Raw genomic sequence first — 25,073 nt, 5'->3', positions numbered from 1 at the left:
GGACCCGTGCAGTACCCGACACTCTTCAGCCCGCTGACGATCAACGGGATGATCACCAAGAACCGCATCGTCGCCACGCCGACCGGCGACTTCTTCGAGGACAAGGCGCTCGGCGGCGCCGGGATCGTCATCGCGGGGCACGCGATCGTCGAGCCTGGTCACTCGAGCTACGCGAGCGCGGACGAGGCCGACGCGTTCGCGAAGTACCAGCGCGAGGAGACCCGCCGTCGCGTGCTCAAGGTGCACCAGGCGGGTGCCCGCGCGTCGATCGAGATCTTCCACGGCGGACAGCACGCCCGTGCGCACGAGTTCGCGCGCGGGCCGGTCGACCTGGTCCGCGCCGACGGGTTGCCGGTGCGCGGCATGACCGAGGACGACATGGCCGCGGTGGCCGGGATGTTCGGCGAACGTGCCCGGGAGGCCCAGGAGCTCGGGTTCGACATGGTGTTCCTGCACTTCGGGCACGGGTGGCTGCCGGCGCAGTTCCTGTCGCCGCGCACGAACCACCGCACCGACCGGTACGGGGGGTCGCTGGCGAATCGGGCCCGGTTCCCGCTGCAGATCCTGCAGGCCGTGCGGGAGGCCGTCGGCCCGCGGTTCCCCGTCGACATGCGGATCAGCGCCTACGAGTTCATGGACAACTCGATCGAGTTCGCCGACGTGCTCGAGTTCATCGTGATGGCCGAGCCGTTCATCGACGCCGTGCAGATCAGCGCAGGGGTGGACATCGGCATCCAGGGCAACGTGCACATGGCCACCACCAACTTCGAGGACCACATGCCGAACGCGCCGTGGGCGGCCGCGGTCCGGCAGCGGGTGGGCATCCCGGTTGCCGTGGTGGGCGCGATCATGAACCCCGACGAGGCCGAGGACCTGCTGGCCTCGGGCGTCGTGGACCTGGTCGCGCTCGGCCGCCCGCTCGTCGCGGATCCCGACTGGCCGCGCAAGGCCCAGGAGGGCCGCGCGGACGAGATCGTCCCGTGCATCCGGTGCCTGCAGTGCTACCACATCTCCACCGAGCGCAAGAAGGTCGGCTGCTCGGTCAACGCGCGGTTCTGGAACGAGTCGTTCGTGCCGCGGCGGCTGACCCCGGCGCCGGACGCGAAGCGAGTGGTCGTGGTGGGCGGTGGTCCCGCCGGGATCGTCGCCGCGGTCACCGCCGCCGAGCGCGGGCACGACGTCGTCCTGCTCGAGCAGGCCGACGAGCTGGGCGGCCAGCTGCGGTGGGTGGCCAAGGAGCACTACAAGCAGGACATCCGCGCCTACCTGGAGTATCTGCGGCGCACGGTCGAGCGGAGCGTCGTGGACGTCCGTCTGGGATGCGAGGCGACGCCCGACGTGGTCCGCTCGCTGCGGCCCGACGCCCTGGTCCTCGCGCTCGGCGCCACCGAGCACGTGCCGCCCATCCCCGGTGCCGACCTGCCGCACGTCCACACCGGGACCGGGGCGATCGATCGCGAGGCCGTGCTCGGCAAGCAGGTGGCGATCGTCGGCGCCGGGTCCATCGGGACCGAGATCGGGCTCGAGCTCGCGACGCTCTCCGGACGGGACGTGACGATGATCGAGCTGGGCACACGGTGGGCCCCGCAGGGCAACTCCCTGTATCGCGAGGGTCTGCGGCAGAAGCTCGAGAAGGCTGTCACGCTCGAGTTCCTGTTCGAGACCACCTGCGCGTCGATCGGCTCGGGCAGCGTCGACGTCGTCACCAGCGATGGCGCCGTGCGTTCGATCCCGGCCGACGACGTGGTCATCAGCGTCGGCATGCGTCCCCGCCGCGAGCAGGCGCACGCCCTGTACGGCATCACCCCCGAGACCGTGATGGTCGGGGACTGCGTCCAGCCGCGGATCATCCAGGACGCGGTCTTCGAGGCGTACACGTACGCCATGAACCTCTGACCAGGAGAACGACAGTGACAACCACCCAGGGCAGTACCGCCATCGACCTCGTCGCACCCGTCAGTGGGCGCGCCGTGCCGCTGTCGGCGGTCGCCGACCCCGCGTTCTCCTCGGGTGCGCTCGGTCCGGGCATCGCCGTCATCCCCGACGACGGCGCGGTGGTCGCACCCGTCAGCGGCACCGTCGTCGTGGCGATGCCGCACGCCTACGGGCTCATGACGGACGCCGGCGTCGAGGTGCTGGTGCACATCGGACTGGACACCGTCCGGCTGGAGGGCGAGCACTTCGTGCCGCGCGTGGAGCAGGGGGACCGGGTTGCTGCCGGCACCCTGCTGGCTACCGTGGACATGGATGCGGTCGCCGGGGCGGGGTACGACACGACGACCATCGTCGTGGTGACCGGCTGGAAGAGCGCCCGGGACGTGGTCGTCCTGCCCGCGGACGCGGTGGCCAGCGGCGACGTCCTCGTGACGGTGGTGGTGTGATGAGCGCGGCGCGGAGCGACCTCAGCCCGCCGGACGTCGGCGGCGACCTGCGCTTCGTCGTGAAGCGCGTCTTCAACAACAGCGTCGTCCTCGCGGCGGACCCGACCGGGGCCGAGCAGGTGCTGCTGGGTCGGGGGATCGGCTTCCACGTGCGCCCGGGCGAGCCGGTCGACCCGACGCTGGTGGACAAGGTCTTCGTGCTCCAGGAACGGGGGAGCGCCGAGCGGCTCGCGGCCCTGCTGTCCGATCTCTCGCTCGTGGAGATCGAGGCCGCCCAGGAGGTGCTCCGCGAGGCCCGGGAGGCCCTCGGCGACCACATCAGCGACCACGTGTTCCTGCCGCTCGCCGACCACGTCGTGTACGCGGTCCGTCGGGCCCGGGACGGTCAGCCGGCGATCGACTACCAGCTGCGCTGGGAGGTGCAGCACCTGTACCCCGCGGAGGTCGAGTTCAGCCGGCGTGCGCTGGACCTCATCCACGAGCGGCTGGGCGTGCGGCTGCCCGATGCCGAGGCCGTCCCGATGGCCCTGCACTTCGTCAACGCCCAGTTCGGCTCGACCGACATCGGCGGGACGATCCGAATGACCGAGGTGCTCGCCGAGATCCTCGGTCAGCTCGCCACGGAGCTCGGCGTCGAGGTCGACGAGGACTCGCTCGACGTCGCGCGGTTCGTCTCCCACCTGCGCTACCTGTTCATGCGCGGCCGGACCGGCGCGGAGCTGGCCGCGACGCCTCCGGGCGTGGTCGAGGCGGTCCGCAGCGCACAGCCCCTGGAGCATGCCGCGGCGGTCGGCATCGCCCGGCTGCTGCAGGACCGGTTCGGCTGGCCGGCGACCGACGAGGAGACGCTCTACCTCACGCTGCACGTCGCGCGGCTCCGGGCGTCGGGGCGGCGCACGGTGTGACCTGCGGTCCGGCGTGCGGGTGTGCGGCGGCGTCGGCCTGAGCGACGAGGTGCCCGAGCGGGGCCAGGTTCGCCTTCGGGGAGGGGCTTCGTCGCTGTTCACCGCCCGACCGTCGGCCGACTAGCCTTGAGCGTCGCGTTCGGCACGGAGCGCGTCCGTCCGTGAGCCCGCCCGCGGGGTGCCCCGCGTTCGCCCAGCGGGGTACTGTGACGTATCAGCAACCGGGGGTGGCACATGGTCGTCACGGCGAAGGACGTCGCGCGGGCTGCCGGGGTCTCCCAGGCCACCGTCAGCTACGTGATCAACGCCAACCCCAACCAACGCATCTCCGAGCCGACCCGCCGGCGCGTGCTCGACGCCGCCGCCGCGCTCGGCTACGCACCGTCGGCGGCCGCGCGGGCGTTGCGGCTGGGCACGTCGGACGCCGTGCTCCTGGTGCTGCCGAACATCCCGTTCGGACACACGGTGGCGCACATCATCGAGCAGCTCACGGACGACCTCGAGGCCATCGGGCTGACCCTGGTCACCCGCCGGATCCGGGAACCCGGCCAGGCCCTCAACGCGGTCCGCCAGCTCCGGCCGATCGCCGTCATCGACGTCGCCGCGCTGACCGAGGCGGAGCACGACGAGATCCGCCGGTCCGGCATCCCGATCTCCAGCTCGGTGCTGGCGCCCACGTCGGACGTCGGGGCGCTCACCGTGCCGCAGGACACCATCGGGCAGCTGCAGGTGGAGCACCTCGCTGCGCGGGGGCACCGCGTGCTCGGCTACGCAGCCCCGCAGGACGACCGGGTGTCGGAGTTCCTGAGGCTGCGGCTCGAGGGTGTCCGCGAGGCGTGCCTGGACCTCGGACTGGCCCAGCCCGTCGTGGTCCCCGTCGAGCTGTCCGCCGACGCCGGCGCCGCAGCGGTGCGCGCCTGGCAGGACGGGTCCGAGCCGATCACCGCGATCTGCGCCTACAACGACGACGTCGCCTTCGCGCTGCTCGCCGGCATGCACCGGCTCGGCCTGAGCGCACCGGACGACTTCGCGGTGATCGGCGTGGACAACGTCCCGCTCGGCGCGCTCGCCAGCCCGCCGCTGACCACGATCGACCAGAACGTCGAGCTCCTCGCCGCCCGGATCGCCGCGTACGTGCAGTTCCTGCTCGGCAACGGACCCGAGCCGGTGTCGAACGGCGAGGACACGCTCACGCTGGTGGTCCGCGAGTCCGCCTGACGGTGGCGTCCACGCGCCTGGCGGCGGGGCGCCCGTGCGCCCGGTGCGGTGGCGTGGCAGGCCCGTCCTCGGCCTCGTGACGTAACGATCGCGTCTCGGCCCCTTGCTTCGCCGGACGGCTCGGGCGTATGTTGCTTACACGTCTCAGTTAGACGTATCAGTAGACGCATCAGCAGCCTCAACTCGAAGGAGAGTCATGCGCAGGATCGTCGCAGCGGTCGGAGCGGCCGCACTCACGCTGGGCCTGGCGGCCTGTGGCGGTGGCGGAGGCACCACGTCGAGCGAGGACACCAGCACGGCGGCGTCCGACCACGCGAGCCTGGTCATCGGCGAGCTGTCGTACCCGACCGGGTTCGACGTCAACGGCTACTCGATCGCCCACTACGTCCAGTACTTCAACGCCGTGTTCGACACGCTGATCCGTCAGGACGGCGACGGCAACCTGGTCCCGGGCCTCGCGACCGAGTGGACCTACGACGACGCGCGGACCACCCTGACGCTGACGCTGCAGGACGGCATCACCTTCACCGACGGGTCGCCGTTCAACGCGGACGCCGTCGTCGCGAACGTCGAGAACTTCCAGGCGTCCTCGACCCCGGACCTGTCGAACGCGCAGTACGTCGAGTCCGTCGAGGCCGTCGACGACACGCACGTCGCCTACCACCTCTCCGCTCCCGACCCGATGCTCACGACGTGGCTGACCGGGTCGTTCGGCTTCATGGCTGCACCGGACTCGTTCGCCAACCCGGACGTGGCGACCAACCCGGTGGGCACCGGCCCGTACACCCTGAACATCGACAAGACGGTCACCGGCTCGACCTACGTGTTCGACAAGAACCCGGACTACTGGGACGACTCGTACGTGGTCTACGACACGCTGACCATCAACTACTACGAGACCCAGACCGCGCTGCTCAACGCGATCCAGGGCAACCAGGTCGACGCCGCGACGTTCATGGACGTCACGTCGATGGACCAGGTCGAGGCGGCCGGCTACACCGTCTACACCTCGCAGCTCGACTGGATGGGCCTGCTGTTCTACGACCGCGACGGCACCGTCGACAAGCCGCTCGGTGACGTGCGGGTGCGTCAGGCGATCAACTACGCGATCGACAAGCAGACGATCCTCGACGTGATCCAGCTGGGCCACGGCACCGTGACCAGCCAGCCGTTCGGCGAGGCGACCGCCGGGTACCAGGCGGACCTGGACGACTACTACGGCTACGACCCGGAGAAGGCGACGTCCCTGCTCGCCGAGGCCGGCTACGCCGACGGGTTCTCGCTGGACATGCCGAACTCCTCGGCGCTGAACCAGGACCTGCTCAGCGCGATCCAGACCCAGCTCGCGGACGTCGGCATCACGGTGACCCTCACCGACACCGGCGCGAACTTCATCACCGACCTGCTCGGCGGGAAGTTCACCTCCAGCTGGATGCAGCTCGCCTCGGCCAACGACTGGCAGTTCGCCCAGCTCGCGCTCGTGCCGAACGCGACGTTCAACATGTTCGGGACGCAGTCGCCCGAGCTCGACGCCCTGTTCGAGACCATGCAGACCGGGACCGACGAGGAAGCTGCGGCGGCCGCCCAGGAGGTCAACACCTACGTGGTGGAGAACGCCTGGTTCGCGCCGTTCTACCGGATCGACAACTTCTACGTCGGCAACTCGAGCGTGGTGGTCACCCCGGCCGCCGACAACGCGTCGCCGTACCTCTACCTGATCCAGCCGGCTTCCTGACCCCCTCACGGCCGGGGGTGGTGGCCACTCACCGCCCCCGGCCCGGGCCGGACGACGAAGGAGTCCCGTGCTCAGCTTCCTAGTTCGACGTCTGCTCTCGGGCATCGCCATGCTCGCGGTCATCTCGACCCTCGCCTACCTGCTCATGTTCATGACGGGCACGGACATCGCGCGCAACCTGCTCGGGCAGAACGCCTCGGAGGAGGCGGTCGCCGCCCGCGCCGCGCAGCTCGGTCTCGACCAGCCGCTGCTCACGCGGTACGTGGACTGGGTGAGCGGAGCGCTCCACGGCGACCTGGGCACCTCGTGGTTCTCCAGCGTCCCGGTCACCGAGCTCGTCGGTCAGCGGCTCGGGGTCACGCTCTCCCTCGTCTTCCTGTCCACGTTCTTCGCCGCTCTGGTCGCCGTGATCGTCGGCGTCATCGCGGCGGTCCACCGGGGCTGGATCGACCGCGGCCTGCAGGTCGGCTCGATCGTCGGCGCGGCGATCCCGAACTACCTCGTGGCTCTCGTCCTGGTGATCGTGCTCGCCATCCAGCTCAAGTGGTTCGAGCCCACCGGGTACACCCGCCCGCAGGACTCGATCAGCGGCTGGCTGATGTCGATCACCCTGCCCGTGCTCGCCCTGGTCGTGACCACCGTCGCGGGCGTCGCCCAGCAGGTGCGCGGATCGCTCATCGACGCGCTCCGGCAGGACTACGTGCGCACGCTGCGCAGCCGCGGGCTGCCCGAGTGGCGGGTCGTCCTGCTGCACGCGCTGCGCAACGCGGCCGGGCCCGCCCTGTCGGTGCTGGCCCTGCTGTTCGTCGGCCTGCTCGGCGGCGCGGTGATCATCGAGCAGCTCTTCGCGATCCCGGGCGCCGGCTCCCTGGCGATCTCGTCCACCTCGCAGGGCGACATCCCCGTCGTGATGGGCCTCGTCGTCGCGATCGCCGTCATCGTCCTCGTCGTCAACCTGGTGATCGACATCCTCCAGGGCTGGTTCAACCCGAAGGTGCGCATCTCATGAGCGAGGCACTGACCACTCAGTCCGCTCCGGCCGCCGACCCGGAGACCGCCGTCCCGTCGCTCGGCCGGCGCCTGCTCAAGGACCCGCTCGGGGTCGGTGCGCTCGGGTTCCTGCTGCTCGTCGTCCTCGCCGCGGTCTTCGCCGGCGTGATCGCCCCCTACGGGTGGAACGACCAGGTGCTGGCCGACGCGCTCCAGGGGCCGAGCAGCACGCACCCGCTGGGCACCGACGGCGCCGGGCGCGACGTCCTGTCGTTCCTGCTCTACGGCGGCCGGTTCTCCCTCGCGAGCGCCGCCCTCGCCGTCGTCGTCGCGGTCGGCCTCGGTGCCGTCTCCGGTCTGATCGCCGGCTACTTCGGCCGGTGGTTCGACTCGCTCGGCTCGTGGGCGGCGAACATCCTGCTCGCGCTGCCGGCCATGATCGTGCTGCTCGCCGCGCGCTCGGTGGTCGGGCCCTCGGCCTGGTGGGCCATGGGGATCTTCGGCGTCATCCTGTCGGCGTCCGTGTTCCGCCTGGTCCGGGCCGCCGTGCAGGGCGTGCGCAACGAGCTCTACGTCGACGCCGCGCGCGTCTCGGGCCTGTCGGACGTGCGGATCATCTTCCGGCACGTGCTGCGGGTGGTGCGGGCGCCGATCATCATCCAGGTCGCCTCGATCGCATCCGTCGCGATCGCCGTCCAGGCCGGTCTGGAGTTCATCGGCATGGGTGACCCGGAGATCCCGTCCTGGGGCAAGGCGCTCAACAACGGCTTCACCAAGATCTACCAGCAGCCGATGCTCGTGCTCTGGCCGGGACTGCTCATCGCCCTCACCTGTCTCGCGCTGACCCTGATCGCGAACGCCCTGCGGGACGCGCTGGAGAACACCGGTGCCACCCAGCCCAAGGCCCCCGGCCACGCCGGCACCCCCGGCGCCACGCAGTCCTCGGTCGAGGACGTGCCGCTGCTCGAGGTCCACGGCCTGCGGATCGCCTACGGCGTGCCCGGCGGGGTCAAGGAGGTCGTGCACGGCATCGATCTCGACGTCCGCGCGGGTGAGGTGCTCGGACTGATCGGCGAGTCCGGCTCGGGCAAGACCCAGACCGCCTTCGGGATCATGGGGCTGCTGCCGGTGGGTGGCGGCATCACCGGCGGGCGCGTGCTGTGGCACGGCGAGGACCTCGTGAGCAAGCCCGCCAAGGAGCTCGCGGCGCTGCGCGGCAACAAGATCGCGTACATCCCGCAGGAACCGATGAGCAACCTCGACCCGTCGTTCACGATCGGCTACCAGCTCGTCGAGCCGCTGCGGCAGCACCTCAGGATGTCCCGGGCGCAGGCGCGTGAGCGGGCGCGCGAGCTGCTCGCCAGGGTCGGCATCCCCGATCCGGCGCGCACGATGCGGTCCTACCCGCACGAGGTCTCCGGTGGCATGGCCCAGCGCGTGCTCATCGCGGGTGCGATCTCGTGCGAACCCGAGCTGCTCATCGCCGACGAGCCGACGACGGCCCTCGACGTCACCGTCCAGGCCGACATCCTCGAGCTGCTGCGTTCGTTGCAGCAGGACCTGCAGATGGGCGTGATCCTGGTGACCCACAACTTCGGTGTGGTCGCCGACCTGTGCGACCGGGTCGCGGTCATGCAGGAGGGGCTGATCGTCGAGCGCGGCGACATCCGCGAGGTGTTCGCCGACCCGCAGCACCCCTACACGCGGCAGCTGTTCGACGCGATCCTGTCCGAGGACGACGTCCGCCCGGCGTACGTGGCGAGGGAGATGGCCCGATGAGCGAGAACCTGATCGAGGTCCGCGACCTCGTCGTCGAGTACCCGGGCAAGGGGCGCCGCAGCGCCCCGTTGCGGGTGCTCAAGGAGGTCAGTCTCGACATCCGGCCGGGCGAGTGCGTCGGCCTGGTGGGCGAGTCCGGCTCCGGCAAGACCACGCTCGGGCGGGCGATCCTCGGGCTCGCACCGGTCACCGGCGGCCAGATCCGCTACCGGGGTCAGGACATCGCCCACATGCACCGCTCGCAGCGGCGCGCGATGGGCAGCGAGATCCAGGTCGTCTTCCAGGACCCCTACACCTCGCTCAACCCGTCGATGACGATCGGCGACATCCTCGCCGAGCCGCTCACCGCCCGGCGCGTGCCCAAGGCGCAGGCCCGCGAGCGCGTGAAGGAGCTCCTCGACCAGGTCAGGCTGCCGTCGGACGCCCTGACCCGGCTGCCCCGCGAGTTCTCCGGCGGCCAGCGGCAGCGGGTCGCGATCGCCCGGGCCCTCGCCCTCGAGCCGTCGTTGATCATCTGCGACGAGCCGGTCTCCGCCCTCGACCTGTCGACCCAGCAGCGCGTGCTCGACCTGTTCGTCGAGATCCAGGAACGCACCGGTGTGGCGTACCTGTTCATCACCCACGACCTCGCCGTGGTGCGCAACGTGTCCCACCGGGTCGCGGTGCTCTACCGCGGGGACATCGTCGAGTGGGGCGACGCTGCGCAGGTCACCTCGACGCCCGAGCACCCCTACACCCAGCGGCTCTGGATGGCCGCGCCGGTGCCCGACCCCGACGCCCAGGAGGTCCGCCGCGCCCAGCGGCTGCGGCTGCTGGCCCAGCAGGCCGAGCTCGACGAGCAGGCCGGGGCCGGAGCGGGCGCGGACGAGGCGTTGCCCCGCTCCGCCTGACACCGCACACGGACACGAAGGAGTTCCCGTGCTCAACCCGGCCGTCCCCGGCTTCCACCCGGACCCCAGCGTCTGTCGCGTCGGCGACGACTACTGGCTGGCGTGCTCGACCTTCGAGTACTTCCCCGGCCTGCCGATCTTCCACTCGACGGACGCCGAGCACTGGGAGCCCGTCGGGCACGTCGTCACCCGCCCCGGCCAGCTCGCGATCGAGCACGTGCCGACCGGGGGCGGCGCCTGGGCGCCGACGATCCGGTACCACGACGGGCTCTTCTACGTCACGGTCGCGGACGCCATGGGCCGCGGTGGGCTGATCTTCACGGCGACCGACCCGCGCGGGCCGTGGAGCGACGGCACCGTGATGGTCGGCGCCGACGGCATCGACCACGACATCGCCTGGGACGCCGACGGCACCTGCTACGTGACGTACTCCGGCCTGATCCTCACCGGTGACGAGGTGAGCAAGCACCTCGGCATCCAGCAGGTCCGGATGGATCCGGAGACCGGGCGGGCGCTGAGCGACCCGATCTCGTTGTGGTCGGGCACCGGGAAGATGTTCCCGGAGGCGCCGCACCTGTACGAGGTCGACGGCACCTGGTACCTGATGATCGCCGAGGGCGGGACCGAGCGTGGCCACTCGGTGTCGATCGCCCGTGGGCCGAGCCCGGAGGGCCCGTTCGAGGGCCACCCGGCCAACCCGATCCACACGCACCGCTCCACCGACCACCCGGTGCAGAACTCCGGGCACGCCGACCTGGTCGCGACCGACGACGACTGGGTGATGGTCAGCCTCGGGACCCGGCCGCGCGGGGCCACCCGCGCGTTCGCCCCGATGGGGCGCGAGACGTACCAGACCCGGGTGCGGTGGGTGGACGGCTGGCCCGTGGTCGAGCCGTTCGCGCTCACCGAGGGCCTGCCGACCGTGACCGTCCACACCGACCTCGCCGGACCGCTCGGCCCGGAGTGGCTCACCGTGCGTGATGCGGACCGGACCTGGCTGCGCCACGAGGACGGCGCGATGGTGCTCACCGCGGACCCGCAGGCCCCGCCGGTCGCCATGGACGCGCCCCGGCCGAGGTTCGTCGGTCGGCGCCAGCAGCACGAGCGGGCGCGGATCTCGGCGGTCCTCGAGCCCGGCCGCGGGACGGGTGGGCTGTCGGTGCGCTACGACGAGGACCACCACTACGACGTCGAGCGGGCCGGTGACGTGATCCTCGCGCGCGTCCGGCTCGACCAGGTCGAGCACCTCTGGTCGGCGCCCGCCCCGGCGGGCCCGGTCGAGCTGTGGATCGACGCCGTCCCGACCGAGGGTGGTTTCAGCAGCGAGGGGATGAGCTGTGACATCGTCAGACTCGGGTTCACCACCGGGAACGACGACGAGGTCGAGGTGGCGGCGATGGACGGCCGGTACCTGACGTCGGACACCTGTGCCTCGTTCACCGGGCGCGTGTGGGGTCCCTATGCCGCCTCCGGTGAGGTGGCGTTCCGATCGATCGACTACAGGGGTAACGATGAGCGCTGAGTCGTCGCAGGTCCCGCCGCTGATGCCGGGACGGATTCGGGTGGGTGCCGCCTACTACGCCGAGTACCAGCCGTACGAGCGGCTCGAAGCCGACCTCGACCTCATGGTCGCAGGGGGCTTCTCGGTGATCCGGGTCGGCGAGTCCGTCTGGTCCACCTGGGAGCCGCGCGACGGCGAGTTCGAGCTCGACTGGCTCGCGCCGGTGCTGGACGCCGCGCACCGGCGAGGGATCGCCGTGATCGTCGGCACACCGACCTACGCGGCGCCGCCGTGGCTGCGCAAGGCGTACCCGGAGACCACCGCGCACATCGCCACCGGAGCCCCGATGCCGTACGGCGCCCGCCAGGACGTCGACTACGCCCACCCGACGTTCCGCCGGCTCGCCGAGCGCGTGGTGCGCGCGGTCGTCCAGCGGTACGCCGACCACCCGGCCGTGGTCGGCTGGCAGGTCGACAACGAGCCCGGGCACAAGATCTTCTTCAACCCGGACGTCTTCGCGAGCTTCGTCGCGTCGCTCGAGGAGCAGTACGGCACGGTCGACGAGCTGAACCGCGCGTGGGGGCTGACCTACTGGTCGCACCGGATCGCCGAGTGGGACGAGCTCTGGACGCCCGACCTCAACACCACGCCCGCCTACGACCTCGCCTGGCGTCGCCACCAGGCCCGCCTCGCCGACGACCTGATCGCCTGGCAGGCCGACGTGGTGCGCGAGTACGCCCGGCCCGACCAGTTCGTGATGACGTGCATCGCGCCGCACCACAAGGGCCAAGACATCTCGACCATCGCGACGCCGCTGGACCTCACCGCGGTGAACATCTACTACGCGACGCAGGACGCGCTGACCCACCCCGGCGACGGACGCCCCGGCATCGACCCGGACTTCGTGCCGTGGACCGGCCCGGCGTTCCCGGCCCTGCAGGCCGACCTCGCGCGCTCGGTGCGCGACGAGCCGTTCCTGGTCACCGAGTCCAACGCCACCTCGATCGGTGGCAGCGGCGACAACCTGCCGTGCTACGACGGGCAGTGGCGCCAGGCCGGCTGGCTGATGGTGGCGCGCGGCGCGCGGATGCTGGAGTACTGGCACTGGGCGACCCAGCACTACGGCGCCGAGTCGTACTGGGGCGGCATCCTCGGCCACTCCCTCGAGCCCGGACGGACGTACCACGAGCTCTCCCGCCTCGCCCGCGAGCTGGACGAGGTCGGCGAGGAGATCCTGCGCCTGGCCACGCACAGCGACGTCGGCCTGCTGGTGGACCCGGAGTCGCGCTGGGCCCTGGAGTTCCAGGGACCGCTGGCTGCGACGCCGCACTCGTGGACCGGTGACCGCACCTCCTACGAGCAGGTCCTCGAGGCGTTCTACCGCTCGCTGTTCGACGCCGGTCTGGCCGTCGACGTCGTGGCGCCGAGGCAGCTGCCGGACGACCCGGCCGCGATGGCCGCACGCTGGCCGGTGCTCGTGGTGCCGGCCCTGTACGTCGCCTCCGACCGCACGCTCGAGCTGCTCGCGGCCTACGCCGAGGCCGGCGGGCACCTGATGCTCACGCCGCGCACCGGCTACGCGACCGAGGAGAACGTGATCCGGCCGGTGGTCGCACCCGGGGTGCTGCGCGGACCCGCTGGGGTCAGCTACCTGGAGTACACCAACCTGGCGGGTCCCGTCCCGCTCAGCGGCTGGCCGGGTGCCGCCCGCGGCTGGGCCGACGGGCTGCTTCCCGAGGACGCCGACGTGCTCGCCGGGTACGACCACCCGCACCTGCGGCAGTTCGCCGCCGTGGTCACCCACGCGCACGGCGCCGGACGTGTCACCACGGTCGGGACCCTGCCGGACCGCGAGCTCGGCCGGGCGCTGGGCGACTTCCTGGCGAGCGACCTGCCCACCGACGCCTGGCGCGAGGCCCGGCCCGCCGACGTCACGGTGCACACGATGCGCCCGCTCGACCCTGACGACGGGGGACCGTGGCGCGTGGTTCACCACTGGGACTGGGGGTACGCCGGCCTCGAGGCTCCGACCGCGTGCGTCGACGTGCTCTCCGGCGAGCGACTTGAGCGGGGCGACCTGCTCCGGCTGGGGCCGTGGGACGTCCGCGTGCTGCGCGAGGAGCCCACCACCTGAGCAGCGCACCCGCTGCGTGCACGCAGCACGACCGACACAGCACGAGACACCGGCCGGCGGGCAGCGACCGGACCGACGACCGACACCGACCACACCCGACCGACGTGACCGACTCGAGAACGCCCGGAGCCACCCCATGACCACCCAGCCGACTGCCGCTCCCGCTGCGGCCCCCGCCGTCGACGAGGCGGACCTGCGCCGCCGCCTCGCCGCGCTCGACCTGCCCCGCAAGGTGCGTCTGCTCACCGGCGCGGACTTCTGGTCGCTGTACCCGGAGCCCGCCGCGGGTCTGCGTCGCCTGGTGGTCTCCGACGGCCCGGCCGGCGTGCGCGGCGAGCTGTGGGACGACCGTGACCCGTCGGCCAACGTGCCCTCGCCCACGTCGCTCGCCGCGACCTGGGACCCCGACCGGGTGGAGCAGGTCGGCGTGCTGCTCGCGGCCGAGGCCCGCCGCAAGGGCGTGGACGTGCTGCTCGCACCGACCGTCAACCTGCACCGCACGCCGTACGGCGGCCGCCACTTCGAGTGCTACTCGGAGGACCCGCTGCTCACCGCCCGGATCGGTGCCGCGTACGTCACCGGTGTGCAGTCCGGCGGCGTCGGCGCGTGCGTCAAGCACTTCGTGGCCAACGACTCCGAGACCGAGCGGATGAGCCTGGACGCGATCGTCGACGAGCGCGTCCTGCGCGAGCTGTACCTCGTGCCGTTCGACACGATCGTCCGCGAGGCTGGTGCGTGGTCGGTGATGGCCGCCTACAACCGGGTCAACGGCACCTTCATGACCGCGAACGACCTCCTGCGCGACGTCCTGCAGGACGAGTGGGGCTTCGACGGCCTGACCATGTCGGACTGGTTCGCGGCGAGGTCGACCGTCGAGTCGGCCACGGGCGGCCTGGACCTGGTCATGCCCGGGCCGGCCGGGCCGTGGGGCGACGCGCTGCTCGCCGCGGTCCGGGCGGGCGAGGTCGACGAGGCCCGGATCGACGACCACGTGCTGCGCCTGCTGCGGCTCGCGGCCCGGGTCGGTGCGTTGGACGGCATCCCCGGCTTCGCCGAGGCTGCCCCGGTGGACGACGCGGCCGTCGACGCGCAGGTCCGCTCCGATGCTGCGGCGGGCATGGTCCTGGTCGCCAACGACGGCCTGCTGCCGCTGGTCGGGCCCGGCGGCGCGTCCCCGGCGAGCGTGGCCGTGCTCGGGCCGAACAGCGAGGTGTCCCGCACGCTCGGCGGCGGCAGCGCGACCGTCTTCCCACGTCACACCGTCTCGCCGCTCGCAGGGATCGCCCGCGCGCTGCCCGGGGCGACGATCACGCACGCACCCGGCGTGCGCCCGTACGGGCGCTTCTCGGTCTCGCGTGAGGAGGTCACGCAGCGCCCGGACGGCACGCCCGGCCTGCTCGTCCGGTTCCTGGCCGCCGACGGCGCCGAGCTCGGCCGCGAGGAGCGCCGCGGGGGAGCGTTCAACTGGATGGCCGGGATCCCGGCCGACGGCGAGGTCGCCACCGTCGAGGTGTCGTTCGCCGTCGTGGCCGACCGCGCGGGGACCCACCACGTCGGCGGGTCCGGGCTGGGCGACTTCGAGGTCACGGTCGGCGACTCGGCGCCGGTCTCCGAGCACCTCGAGCTCGCCGCCGGGCGTGACCTGGTCGAGGCCCTGATGGCCCCGCCCCAGCACGTGGTGCCGGTGGACCTCGGGATCGGTGAGAGCGTCGCCGTCGTGGTCCGCCACCGGGTCGGCTCGGGCCCGACCATGGACGGTGTGGACATCGGCACGATGATGCACGTCAACGTCGAGCTCCCGATGAGCAGCGACGACGACGAGATCGAACGGGCGGTCGCGCTGGCCGCCGAGGCCGAGGTCGCGGTCGTCGTGGTCGGCACCACGGAGGAGGTCGAGTCCGAGGGCTACGACCGCACGACCCTCGCGCTTCCCGGCCGTCAGGACGAGCTGGTCTCGCGCGTCGCGGCGGCCAACCCCCGCACCGTGGTCGTGGTCAACTCCGGCGCTCCGGTCCTGACCCCCTGGGTCGACGAGGTGGCGGCCGTGGTGCTCGCCTGGTTCCCGGGGCAGGAGTTCGGCGACGCGCTCGCCGACGTGCTGCTCGGGACGGTCGAGCCGGGCGGGCGGCTGCCGGTCAGCTGGCCCGCGAACGAGGCGAACCTGCCCTCAGCCACGCCGGTCGACGGCGTGCTGCGCTACGACGAGGGTCTGCGCATCGGCTACCGGAACCCGGACCGGGCGATGCAGTTCCCGTTCGGTCACGGCCTCGGCTACACGACGTGGTCGGTCGACGAGCTCGCGGTGACCGGCGGCGGCGTCGAGGTGACGGTCACCAACACCGGCGCGCGCCCGGGCCGCCAGGTGGTGCAGGTGTACGCCTCCCGCCCGGACTCCGCGGTCGAGCGACCGCACCGGTGGCTCGTCGGGTTCGCGGCCGTGGTCGCCGAGCCGGGCGAGCAGCGGAGCGTGCCGGTCGCCTTCGCGCCGCGCGCGTTCCAGCACTGGGACGTCGCCGCGCACGCCTGGGTCACCGAACCGGGCACGTTCGTGGTCGCGGCCGGCGCGTCGGCGACCGACCTCCCGGTGGTCGGGGAGGTCACCGTCTGATGTCCCGGATCCGTGTGATCAGCGACAACGACTACGCCGGCGACCCGGACGGCCTGGTCCAGCTCGCCCACCACGCGCTGTCCGGCTCGGTCGAGCTGGTCGGCGTGATCGGCTCGCACCTGGCGGTGGGCGACCCGTGGAACCCCGACGGCAGGTCCGCCGAGCGGGGCGCCGACGCGGCCCGTCGCGTGCTGGAGCTGGCCGGGCGCGGCGACGTCCCGGTGGTCGCGGGCGGCGAGCGCGCTCTTGCGGACGCGGCCACGCCACGGCCGTCGGCGGCGGTCGACCTCATCCTCGCCGAGGCGCGGCGCGACGACGATCGACCGCTGTTCGTGGTCTGCGGCGCGGGGCTGACGGAGATCGCGTCGGCGTTCCTGCTCGACCCGACGATCGCGACGCGGCTGACCGTGGTCTGGATCGGCGGGCCCGAGCATCCCGGGCTGGCCGTGCCACCACCCCGGCCCGACGGCCCCGAGGTCTCCGAGTACAACCAGCGGATCGACCTCGCGGCCAGCCGGGTCGTGTTCGGCTCGACGCTGCCGCTGTGGCAGGTGCCGCGTGACGCCTACCGGCAGGCCCTGATGTCGTTCGCCGAGCTCGACGCCCTGGTGCGGCCCGCGGGTGCGCTCGGTGCGCACCTCGTCGACGCGCTCGAGCAGGTGCGGACCATGGCCGGCGCGGCCGGGTTGGACATCGGCGAGACCTACATCCTGGGCGACAGCCCGCTGGTGCTGCTGACCGCGCTGCAGTCGTCGTTCGAGGCCGACCCGTCGTCGAGCCGCTACGTGACCATGCCGGCGCCGCGGATCGCCGACGACGGGTCCTACCGGGCCGAGCCGTCCGGGCGGCCGATCCGCGTCTACACCGACCTGGACGTGCGGCTGATGTTCGGCGACCTGGTGGCCAAGCTGGCCGCGCACGCGGGATCCTGAGCCGTCGGGCCGGCGGCGTCAGCGAACGCTCGCCAGCCCGCCGTCCACCGGGATCAGCTGGCCCGTGATGAAGCGCGACGCCTCGGAGGCGAAGAACACCATCACCGGCGCGAGATCGCGGTCCGCGTCGCCGTACCTCCCGCCGAGCGGGATGGCCTGCTCGGTCTCCCGGGTGAAGCGTTCGAGCTGGGCGGGTGTCATCGACGCACGGTTCTTCTCGTACATCGGGGTCGCGATGATCGGCAGGATCGCGTTGACGCGGATGCCGGAGCGGCCCCAGGCGGCCGCGACGGTGCGCGTCCAGGAGTGCACGGCACCCTTCGACGCCGAGTAGATCGCTCCGCGCGGTTCGGCGCGCAGGCCCGAGACCGAGCCGAAGTTGATGATCGCGCCGCTGCCCTGCTCCTGCATGGCCCGGAACGCCGCCTGGTTGGTCAGCATCGTGCCCTTGACGTTGACGTTCATCACGAGGTCCCAGCTCGCATCGTCGATCTCCTCCGGTCGCTGGGTCCGGATCACTCCGGCCACGTGCGCCAGGACGTCGAGGCCGCCGAGCCAGGAGACGGCCTCGGCGAACCCGTCCTCGACGGCGCCCCGGTCGGCGACGTCGACGTGGAAGTAGGCACCGGCCCCGTCGGCCGCCGCGGACTCGACCACCGCGTGCCCGGCCTCGTCCTGGACGTCCATCGCGGCGACCCTGGCGCCTTCGGCCAGATAGGCCCGGACGGTGGCCTCGCCCATGCCCTGGGCGCCGCCGGTGACGATGATCCGCTTTCCCTCGAGCTGCATCAGACTCCCTCGTCCGTCGAGCTGGTGTGAGGGAAACTCTACTAAATCGGTTTAGTGATCGCGAGCCGGGTCTCAGTCGTGGCCGTGAGGTTCGGCGTCGTGTGCCGCAGGCGCCGGGCCGACCGAGTCTCGCCAGACCACCGTCGTGCGCGGCGTCGGGTCCTCCCGCAGAGGCTCGTCGCGCAGCCGGGCGACGAGCCGTCGCATCGCCGAGCGGCCGAGTCCCGCGTGGTCGACCTGGACGGTGGTGAGTGCGGGACTCAGCCACGCGCCGAGGACGTTCGAGTCGTAGCCGGTCACCGAGAGGTCCCGCGGGATCTGCCAGCCGCGCGCCGTCGCTCCGTGCACGACGCCGGCCGCGAGGAGGTCGTTCGCCGCGACGACCGCCGTCACCCCGCTGTCCGCGGGCAGCTCGAGGATCGCCTGCACCGCGCTCTCGGGCCGCCACTCGGACTCCACGACGCCGTAGGACCGCAGCCCGAGGTCGCGGACCGCGTCGAGGTAGGCGTCCCGGCGCAGGCGAGCCGACTCGTGGCCGAGGTCGCCCGCGACGTGCAGGAACGTCCGGTGCCCCTGGGCGGCCAGCCCCCGGACGAGCTCGCCGACCGGCGAGCCGTCGGCGAGCGGGCCGATGCCGCGCAGGTGCTCGTCGTAGATGCCGAACACCTCGACGGGCAGCGGTGCTGCGAGGACCGTGTCGTCGAGCGTGAGCGGTGTCAGCGACAGCAACCCCTCGAACAGGCCGGAGCCGACCAGCTCGAGCACGCGCTCGTCCCTGGTCGTGAGCGATCCGCCCACGGTGAGGACCTCGGTGTCGTACCCCGCGGTGGGGGGGGGGGGGGGGGCCCCCCCGGGCCCCCCGCCCCCGGGGGGTGGGGGGCCCCCCCGGCGCGCCGGTGTCGACCTCGGTGTCGTACCCCGGGGTGTGCGCTCCGACGCGCACGCCTTCGAGCACCTCGACGCTGCTGTGGGCCGACCCCTCCGGGAGCACGACGGCGACGCGGCCGGTGCGCCGGGTGCGCATCGCCCGGGCCGCGAGGTTCGGGCGATAGCCGAGCTCGTCGATCGCCGCCCGGATCCGTTCCCGCGTCGGGGTCTTCATGCCGGCGCCCTGGTACCGCAGGTAGCGGGAGACCGTCTGGTGCGAGACTCCGGCAGCCCGGGCGACCTCCATGATCGTCGCGCGACGCGGGCGGGTCGTGGCCATCGCCGCACTCTAGCCCTGGTCGGAGCTCCGGTGCCGGGGGTCTTGACGGAAATAGTGATCGTTCACTATTTTTCTGACGATCCACGACGAGGGCGACGACCCCGTCGATGGCGAACACGGAAGGTGAACGTTCACCAAGGAGGGTGTCCGTTCGCCGGTTCGCTTCGGCACCGGCGCCGCCAGACCCGCAGGGGAGCAACGATGCACGTCAGCCGGTCAGGGTCGCGCCACGCGGCCGAGCAGGACAGCCACGCACGGGCCCGCCTGGGGTCCCGAGCCCGCCGGGCAGCGGTCGTCGCGACCGCGGCCCTCGCCCTCGCGGTCCCGTCCGCGCCGGCGGTCGCCGCGCCCCGAGTCGCGCAGGGCGTCATGACCTCGACCGCGTCGGCGGCCGGCATCGCGAGCACCGTCGCGAGCACCCTGGCGACCAGCGCGGCGACCAGCGCAGCGCCGGATCTCACCGGGGCGAACCTCGACTTCGAGGCCGGCCTCGACGGCTGGACCACGTCCGGCACGGTCACCGCCGGCACCGACGCGCCCCAGAGCGGATCCGGGTACGCGCGGCTCGCAGCCGGGTCGTCGGTGTCGCGCACCCTCACGGGCATCCCGCAGGGCAGCTACACGCTGTCGGTCTGGCTCGACGGGACCGCGAGCAACAACACCGCGACGCTGACCGCGACCGACACCGGCGCACCGGACGCGACCGCGCTGCTCGACGTCTACCTGACCGGCGACGGCACGTGGTCCCAGGCCGCCCACCGCAACGTCCTCGTCTACAACGGCCAGCTGACCGTCACGGTCACCTCGGGCAGCGCCGCGCTTGACGTCGACTCGATCGCGCTCACGCTCGACGCCGCGGACGCGAACCCCGTGCAGAACTGGGGGTTCGAGAGCGGCCTGGACGGCTGGCAGGCGAACGACGCCACGAAGGCGGTGGCGGTCACGACCGGCGCCGACGCCGGTTCAGGAGCCGTGCAGCTCGCCGCCGGCGGTGAGGTGTCCCAGACCGTCGACGTCGAGCCGAACACCAAGTACGTGCTGACCGCCCGGACGAGGGTCGACCGCCAGGACACCTACGACACGACCCAGCAGACCGACCAGTACGGGCCGATCGGCTACACCTCGACCCGGACCGGCACCGGTGACCGCGTCAACGTCGGCGTGCGCACCGCGAGCGGGCAGGTGCTGCGCCAGGCGCCCGCCGGGACGACCGGCTACTCGCTCGTGCCGGTCACGTTCACCACCGGCCCCGACGACCACCAGGTCACCGTCTACGCCAACACCATCCGCGACCAGGCGTACCTGGACTCGGTCGGCATCTACACCGGCGACGACTCCGTCGCCGCGCCGGCCGACGACTGGGCGGGCAACGGCACGGACCACGCGTGGGTCGACAACATCGACATGTTCACCCTCACCGACGACTCGATCCGCGGAGCGGACGTGTCCAACCTGCAGGTCCTCGAGGACCACGGCGCGGCCTACTACGCCAACGGCGTCCAGCAGGACGCGCTGCGCATCCTCGCCAACCGCGGGGTCAGCTCGGTGACCGGGATGATCTTCGTGCACGCCGGTGAGCAGCTGTACGACGACTACCTCAACCTGATCCTGATCGGCGACAAGCTGCCCGACGGCAGCGTCTACCCCGACACCCCGAAGGTCTCCCACGACGGGTACTTCGACAAGGTCCACACCGTCGCGCTCGCCGAGCGTGCCGACGCGCTCGGCATGTCCTTCCTGCCGAGCTTCCACTACAGCGACGCGTTCATGTCGTCCGGCAAGGCCTCGACGCCCTACGAGTGGCTCGACCGGTCCTACGACGGGACCCTGGCCAACTCCGACCTCGCCCACATGCGGTCGATCGTCTACAACTACGTCTACGACGTCATGACCGCGCTCAAGCAGGCCGACGTCGACGTGATCGGCGTCAAGCAGGGCAACGAGCAGAACAACGGGATCGTCTGGCCGATCGGCAAGGGCGCGACGTCGCTCGGCCATGCCGCGCTGATCGCCGCGAGCCACGACGCGATCGAGGCCGCGTGGCCCGGCCTGTCCGGCTACGTGCACACCAACAACGGCTACAGCACGAGTGCTGCCACGTCGTTCTTCGGCGGGCTGCTCGCCAACGGCGCGACGTTCGACGGCGCCGCCTTCTCGCTGTACGGCGGCCGGTCGAGCGCCAACATCCTCACCATGGCGGAAACCCTCAACGCCGATCCCTCGCTGCGGTACCTCGACTACGTCAACGTCGAGACGGCGATGTCCTTCACGAAGCACCGCGCGACCTGGGCCACCGAGAACTTCATCAACCCGGAGGCCCAGTACTACCGGGGCAGCGTCAACGGCCAGTACAACTGGCTGCTCGACTACATGCAGGCACCGTTCGACGTGCCGAACCCGTACGGCCGGACCCGTGGGTTCTACTACTGGGAGATCGACTGGATCCCGGTCGACGGCATCGGTTCCAAGCAGTACGTGCCGATCGACATCAGCAGTCGCACGATGTTCAACAACGGCGACACGTCGATCCGGGAGATGGGCAGCGCGGAACCGGGTAAGGCCGGCGACGCGCTCGACAGTCTCGACGCGTACCTGATGCGCGGCGTCGTGAAGGACAAGACCGCCGAGATGCACACCCCGCTCGACGAGCCCGGCGTGCACGCGGCTTATGCCGTCGAGGCGACCGCGCCGCAGGGCATCGCGCTGACCGACGGTGACCTCGCGCTCGCGGTGGGCGACACCGAACGGCTCGAGCCGGTCCTCAGCCCGGCCGACCAGGTGCTCACCGACAGCCGGATCACCTACACCTCGGCCGACCCGGGCGTCGCCTCGGTGACCGCCGACGGCTTCGTGGTCGCGACCGCCCCCGGCCAGACCACCGTCTCCGCCGCGGATGCGGCCGGTCACACCGCCGTCGCGACGGTCACGGTCTCCGGTGCGCAGGTCGCGACGGGCGCCGACCTGACGGTGAGCGTCGACGGCACCCCGGTCACCGACGGTCAGACGCTGCCCGTCGGCGTGCTCACGAGGCTCCAGCTCACGACGACCCTCGGTGCCGGCATCACCGACCCGACCCTCGTCCTGACCTCCTCGGACCCGGGCGTCGCACACTTCCTCGGCGAGACCTGGCAGACGCCGCCCGGGACGCTGCGCGCGTTCGCCGGCGACGGTCACGTGGTCCAGCTCGACGTGGACGACAGCGGCACGACCGACGTCACGGTCGCGACCGCCGACGGCGGCGCCGCCCTGACGTTCCACCTGCAGAGCACCAAGGTGGCCGTGACCGGAGTACGGCTGGACCAGGAGTCGCTCACGGTCGGCATCGGCGCGACCGCACAGCTCACCGCCACGGTCGAGCCGGCCGACGCGTCGCTCGACCAGGTGACCTGGGCGTCGAGCGCGCCCGACGTGGTCACGGTCGATGCCAGCGGTCTGGTCACCGGGGTGGGCGAGGGTGCGGCCACGGTCACGGTCACGTCGGTCGACAACCCCGACGCGGTCGCGAGCGCGACCGTCCAGGTGGTCGGGGTGCAGGTGAGCAGCGTCACGCTGAACGCCTCGTCGATCACCCTCCAGGCCGGCGCGTCGCGTGCCGTCGAGGCCGAGGTGCTGCCCACCGACGCGGCCGACCCCTCGCTGACCTGGACCTCCACGGACGACGCGGTCGCGACCGTCGACGCCACCGGGGTGATCACGGCGGTCACCCCGGGTGAGGTCGACGTCACCGCGACGACGAACGACGGGACCGACCTGACCGCCACGGTCCACGTGACCGTCGTGGCCGACGCCGTCGACGTCACGGCGCTCGCACTCGACGTCGACACGCTGTTCGTCAGGTCGGACTGGTTCAGCGACGACCCCGCCGGGGACGCCCCGACCAGGACGCTCGCGGTCACCGTCACGCCGAGCGACGCGACCAACGCCGACATCGTCTGGGCGTCGGACACCCCGCAGGTCGCCACCGTCGACCAGTTCGGCGTGGTCAGGTTCGTCAGCCCCGGTGTGGCGGTGATCACCGCGACGACGCGCGACGGCAGCGTCTCGACCGAGGCACGCGTGCACGTCCCCGCGATCAGCGAGTCGTTCGAGTCCCGGGCGAGCAGCTACACGTGGGGCCTGACCGCCGTCACCGACATCGCCTCGATGGGAGCCAAGGTCTCGTCCGGCAGCGCCGGCAAGGCCCTGGTGCTCAACTCGGCGAGCGGTTCGGGCGCCAGCGCCCGGCAGAAGGTGCTCGCCGAGCCGGTCGCCAACAGCCAGGTCGTCGCGGACTTCGTGATCAACGTCGGCACGCCCGGCTCGACGGCCGGGGCGTACTTCGCGCTGACCGACAGCGCGGGTCACCGCTACCTGGTGCTGCGCACCGACAAGGGCGGCGAGCTCGCCTACGGCAGCGGTGGCGTGCTCGACGCCACGAATGCCGGCCAGGCGATCGACGGGCTCACCGCGGTGGGCACCGGGTTCAACGTCAACAACCGCTGGTACAAGGTGCACGTCGAGGTCGACAACGAGGCGCAGACCCTGGCGTTCACGGTCACCGCACGTGACGACGCCGCGCTCACGGCCGAGCACACCATGGCCCTCGACGAGGCCACCGAGTTCGGCGGCGACCTGGCACGGATCCAGCTGTGGACCCCGAGCAGCAGCAGCGGGGTCTGGTGGCCGTGCCTGGACGAGGTGAACGTCTACGCCCTCGCGCCGGTCGCCAAGCAGGTGTCGGTCACCCCGACGTCGGTCCGGCTCATCCCGGTCTCCGGGACGCTCGGGGTCAGCCAGCAGCTCAGCGCGACGGTGTCGCCGTCGACGGCGCCGCAGGACCTGACCTGGACGTCGTCCGACCCGGACGTGGTGACGGTGAGCGACACGGGTCTCGTGACCGCGACGCACGTCGCCGACTCGCTCGACGGCGTCGTCCCGGGCACCGCGGTCGTGACCGTCGCGTCGGCCTCCGAACCGTCGGTCGACGCGACCGTGCGGGTCGAGGTCACCGCGACGCCGCACGCCTCGGAGCAGTTCAACGTGCTCGACGAGGACGGCCGCGCGGTCTACCCGAGCGACGACCCGCTCGTCCTGATGCTCGACGACGTCCGGACCCTGACCGCCAACCCGACGGGCGGTGACGGTGCGACGGACATCGCGAACATCGAGTGGACGTCGTCGAACCCGACCAGCGTGGCGCTCGAGCCGTCCGACGCGGGCCCGGCGAGCGTCGAGGTGCACGCCGTGCGGGGCGGGTCCGCGACGGTCACGGTGACGGTGTGGCTCTACACCACCTCGACGCCGCTGGTCGCCGAGATCCCGGTCTCGGTGGAGGGCGATCCCTGGTCGGAGGACACCCTTGCGCCCGGGCGTGCGGTCCTGTCGAACACGGCGGGCTGGGCCTACGGCCTGCACGACGGCAACTACGACGTCACCATGAACCTGTGGTGGGGCGTCAACGCGCGCCTGTTCAAGCTCTACGAGAATGGCGAGCTGATCGCGACGATCCCGCTGGAGCCGGACGGGCTCAACGCCCAGCACGCCTCGGTGCCGATCGCGGGCCGGCCCGACGGCACGTACGTCTACACCGGGGAGCTGGTCAACGGCGCCGGCAGCACCGCAACGACGAGCACGACCGTCAAGGTCACCGACGCCGCGCCGGGTACGCCGTCCGTGCGGGTCGAGGGCAGCGGCGACACCCTGACCCTGCTCACCGACCTGTGGTGGGGCACCAACGGCACCGGGTACCGGGTCTACGTCGACGGCGAGCTGTTCGCGAGCGGCGACCTCGTGGCGGCCACCCCGGCGGCCCAGCACGTCGAGACGTCCCTCGCGGGGCTGGGCGTCGGCAAGCACACCGTCGTCAGCGAGCTCGTGAACGACGCCGGCGCGACCCGGTCCAAGCCGCTCACGGTCACGGTGAAGTAGCGCGGACCCTCGGTCGGTCGGGAAGGAACGTCTTCCCGACCGACCGTGGGCGTCCGGGGTGCAGGCACGCCGCCGACGACGCGGCGCGGTCCGGGAG

15 protein-coding genes and 1 pseudogene are annotated in these 25,073 nt (G+C 72.0%); 13 read left to right on the top strand and 3 right to left on the bottom strand.

What is annotated here, in order from left to right; all coding sequences use genetic code 11:
* Positions 1 to 6: 6 nt before the first annotated feature.
* The 12 genes from OEB99_RS09040 to OEB99_RS08985 all read left to right on the top strand — a co-directional run bounded on the left by OEB99_RS09040 (position 7) and on the right by OEB99_RS08985 (position 17,073).
* Positions 7 to 1,896, top strand: coding sequence for an oxidoreductase (locus OEB99_RS09040; protein WP_263509720.1), 1,890 nt, complete (start codon positions 7 to 9; stop codon positions 1,894 to 1,896).
* 14 nt (positions 1,897 to 1,910) lie between these two features.
* Complete coding sequence (locus OEB99_RS09035) at positions 1,911 to 2,381, top strand: PTS sugar transporter subunit IIA (protein ID WP_263509719.1); 471 nt, start codon at positions 1,911 to 1,913, stop codon at positions 2,379 to 2,381.
* Positions 2,381 to 3,286 carry a PRD domain-containing protein gene (locus tag OEB99_RS09030; protein ID WP_263509718.1) on the top strand — a complete coding sequence of 302 codons (906 nt, stop codon included), beginning with the start codon at positions 2,381 to 2,383 and terminating at the stop codon, positions 3,284 to 3,286. The genes OEB99_RS09035 and OEB99_RS09030 overlap by 1 nt, the downstream gene beginning before the upstream one ends.
* 234 nt (positions 3,287 to 3,520) lie before the next feature.
* Complete coding sequence (locus OEB99_RS09025; protein WP_263509717.1) at positions 3,521 to 4,504, top strand: LacI family DNA-binding transcriptional regulator; 984 nt, start codon at positions 3,521 to 3,523, stop codon at positions 4,502 to 4,504.
* Between the two features lie 196 nt (positions 4,505 to 4,700).
* Positions 4,701 to 6,239 carry an ABC transporter substrate-binding protein gene (locus OEB99_RS09020; protein ID WP_263509716.1) on the top strand — a complete coding sequence of 513 codons (1,539 nt, stop codon included), beginning with the start codon at positions 4,701 to 4,703 and terminating at the stop codon, positions 6,237 to 6,239.
* A gap of 67 nt (positions 6,240 to 6,306) precedes the next feature.
* On the top strand, positions 6,307 to 7,248 hold the full coding sequence (locus OEB99_RS09015) for an ABC transporter permease (protein WP_263509715.1): 942 nt from the start codon (positions 6,307 to 6,309) through the stop codon (positions 7,246 to 7,248).
* Positions 7,245 to 9,008 (top strand): dipeptide/oligopeptide/nickel ABC transporter permease/ATP-binding protein, encoded by a 1,764-nt coding sequence (locus OEB99_RS09010; protein WP_263509714.1) that lies wholly within the window; start codon positions 7,245 to 7,247, stop codon positions 9,006 to 9,008. The genes OEB99_RS09015 and OEB99_RS09010 overlap by 4 nt, the downstream gene beginning before the upstream one ends.
* Positions 9,005 to 9,898 carry an ATP-binding cassette domain-containing protein gene (locus OEB99_RS09005; protein WP_263509713.1) on the top strand — a complete coding sequence of 298 codons (894 nt, stop codon included), beginning with the start codon at positions 9,005 to 9,007 and terminating at the stop codon, positions 9,896 to 9,898. Before OEB99_RS09010 ends, OEB99_RS09005 begins: the two co-directional genes overlap by 4 nt.
* Before the next feature lie 28 nt (positions 9,899 to 9,926).
* Positions 9,927 to 11,420 carry a glycoside hydrolase family 43 protein gene (locus OEB99_RS09000; RefSeq protein WP_263509712.1) on the top strand — a complete coding sequence of 498 codons (1,494 nt, stop codon included), beginning with the start codon at positions 9,927 to 9,929 and terminating at the stop codon, positions 11,418 to 11,420.
* A complete protein-coding gene (locus OEB99_RS08995) occupies positions 11,410 to 13,533 on the top strand; it encodes a beta-galactosidase (RefSeq protein ID WP_263509711.1) in 2,124 nt (707 codons plus the stop codon). The genes OEB99_RS09000 and OEB99_RS08995 overlap by 11 nt, the downstream gene beginning before the upstream one ends.
* A gap of 136 nt (positions 13,534 to 13,669) precedes the next feature.
* The gene (locus OEB99_RS08990; protein WP_263509710.1) at positions 13,670 to 16,141 is read left to right on the top strand and encodes a beta-glucosidase family protein; all 2,472 of its coding nucleotides are present in this window, start codon (positions 13,670 to 13,672) and stop codon (positions 16,139 to 16,141) included.
* On the top strand, positions 16,141 to 17,073 hold the full coding sequence (locus tag OEB99_RS08985) for a nucleoside hydrolase (RefSeq protein WP_263509709.1): 933 nt from the start codon (positions 16,141 to 16,143) through the stop codon (positions 17,071 to 17,073). Before OEB99_RS08990 ends, OEB99_RS08985 begins: the two co-directional genes overlap by 1 nt.
* An 18-nt stretch (positions 17,074 to 17,091) precedes the next feature.
* Here the strand turns inward: OEB99_RS08985 and OEB99_RS08980 are convergent, their stop codons facing one another.
* From OEB99_RS08980 to OEB99_RS19780, 3 genes and pseudogenes are all read right to left on the bottom strand, one after another.
* Positions 17,092 to 17,862: an SDR family NAD(P)-dependent oxidoreductase gene (locus OEB99_RS08980; protein WP_263509708.1), complete on the bottom strand. Its 771-nt coding sequence runs from the start codon at positions 17,860 to 17,862 to the stop codon at positions 17,092 to 17,094.
* 72 nt (positions 17,863 to 17,934) lie between these two features.
* Complete coding sequence (locus tag OEB99_RS08975; RefSeq protein WP_263509707.1) at positions 17,935 to 18,660, bottom strand: LacI family DNA-binding transcriptional regulator; 726 nt, start codon at positions 18,658 to 18,660, stop codon at positions 17,935 to 17,937.
* Between the two features lie 253 nt (positions 18,661 to 18,913).
* A pseudogene (locus OEB99_RS19780) lies at positions 18,914 to 19,036 on the bottom strand (LacI family DNA-binding transcriptional regulator); the annotation flags it as partial.
* A gap of 234 nt (positions 19,037 to 19,270) precedes the next feature.
* On the opposite strand from OEB99_RS19780, the gene OEB99_RS08970 reads away from it, so the two are divergent.
* Positions 19,271 to 24,976, top strand: coding sequence for an Ig-like domain-containing protein (locus tag OEB99_RS08970; protein ID WP_263509706.1), 5,706 nt, complete (start codon positions 19,271 to 19,273; stop codon positions 24,974 to 24,976).
* The last annotated feature ends 97 nt before the right edge of the window (positions 24,977 to 25,073 follow it).

This window comes from Actinotalea endophytica (assembly GCF_025717005.1).
Taxonomy (GTDB): Bacteria; Actinomycetota; Actinomycetes; order Actinomycetales; family Cellulomonadaceae; genus Actinotalea.
This window is presented reverse-complemented; position numbering and strand designations above follow the sequence as displayed.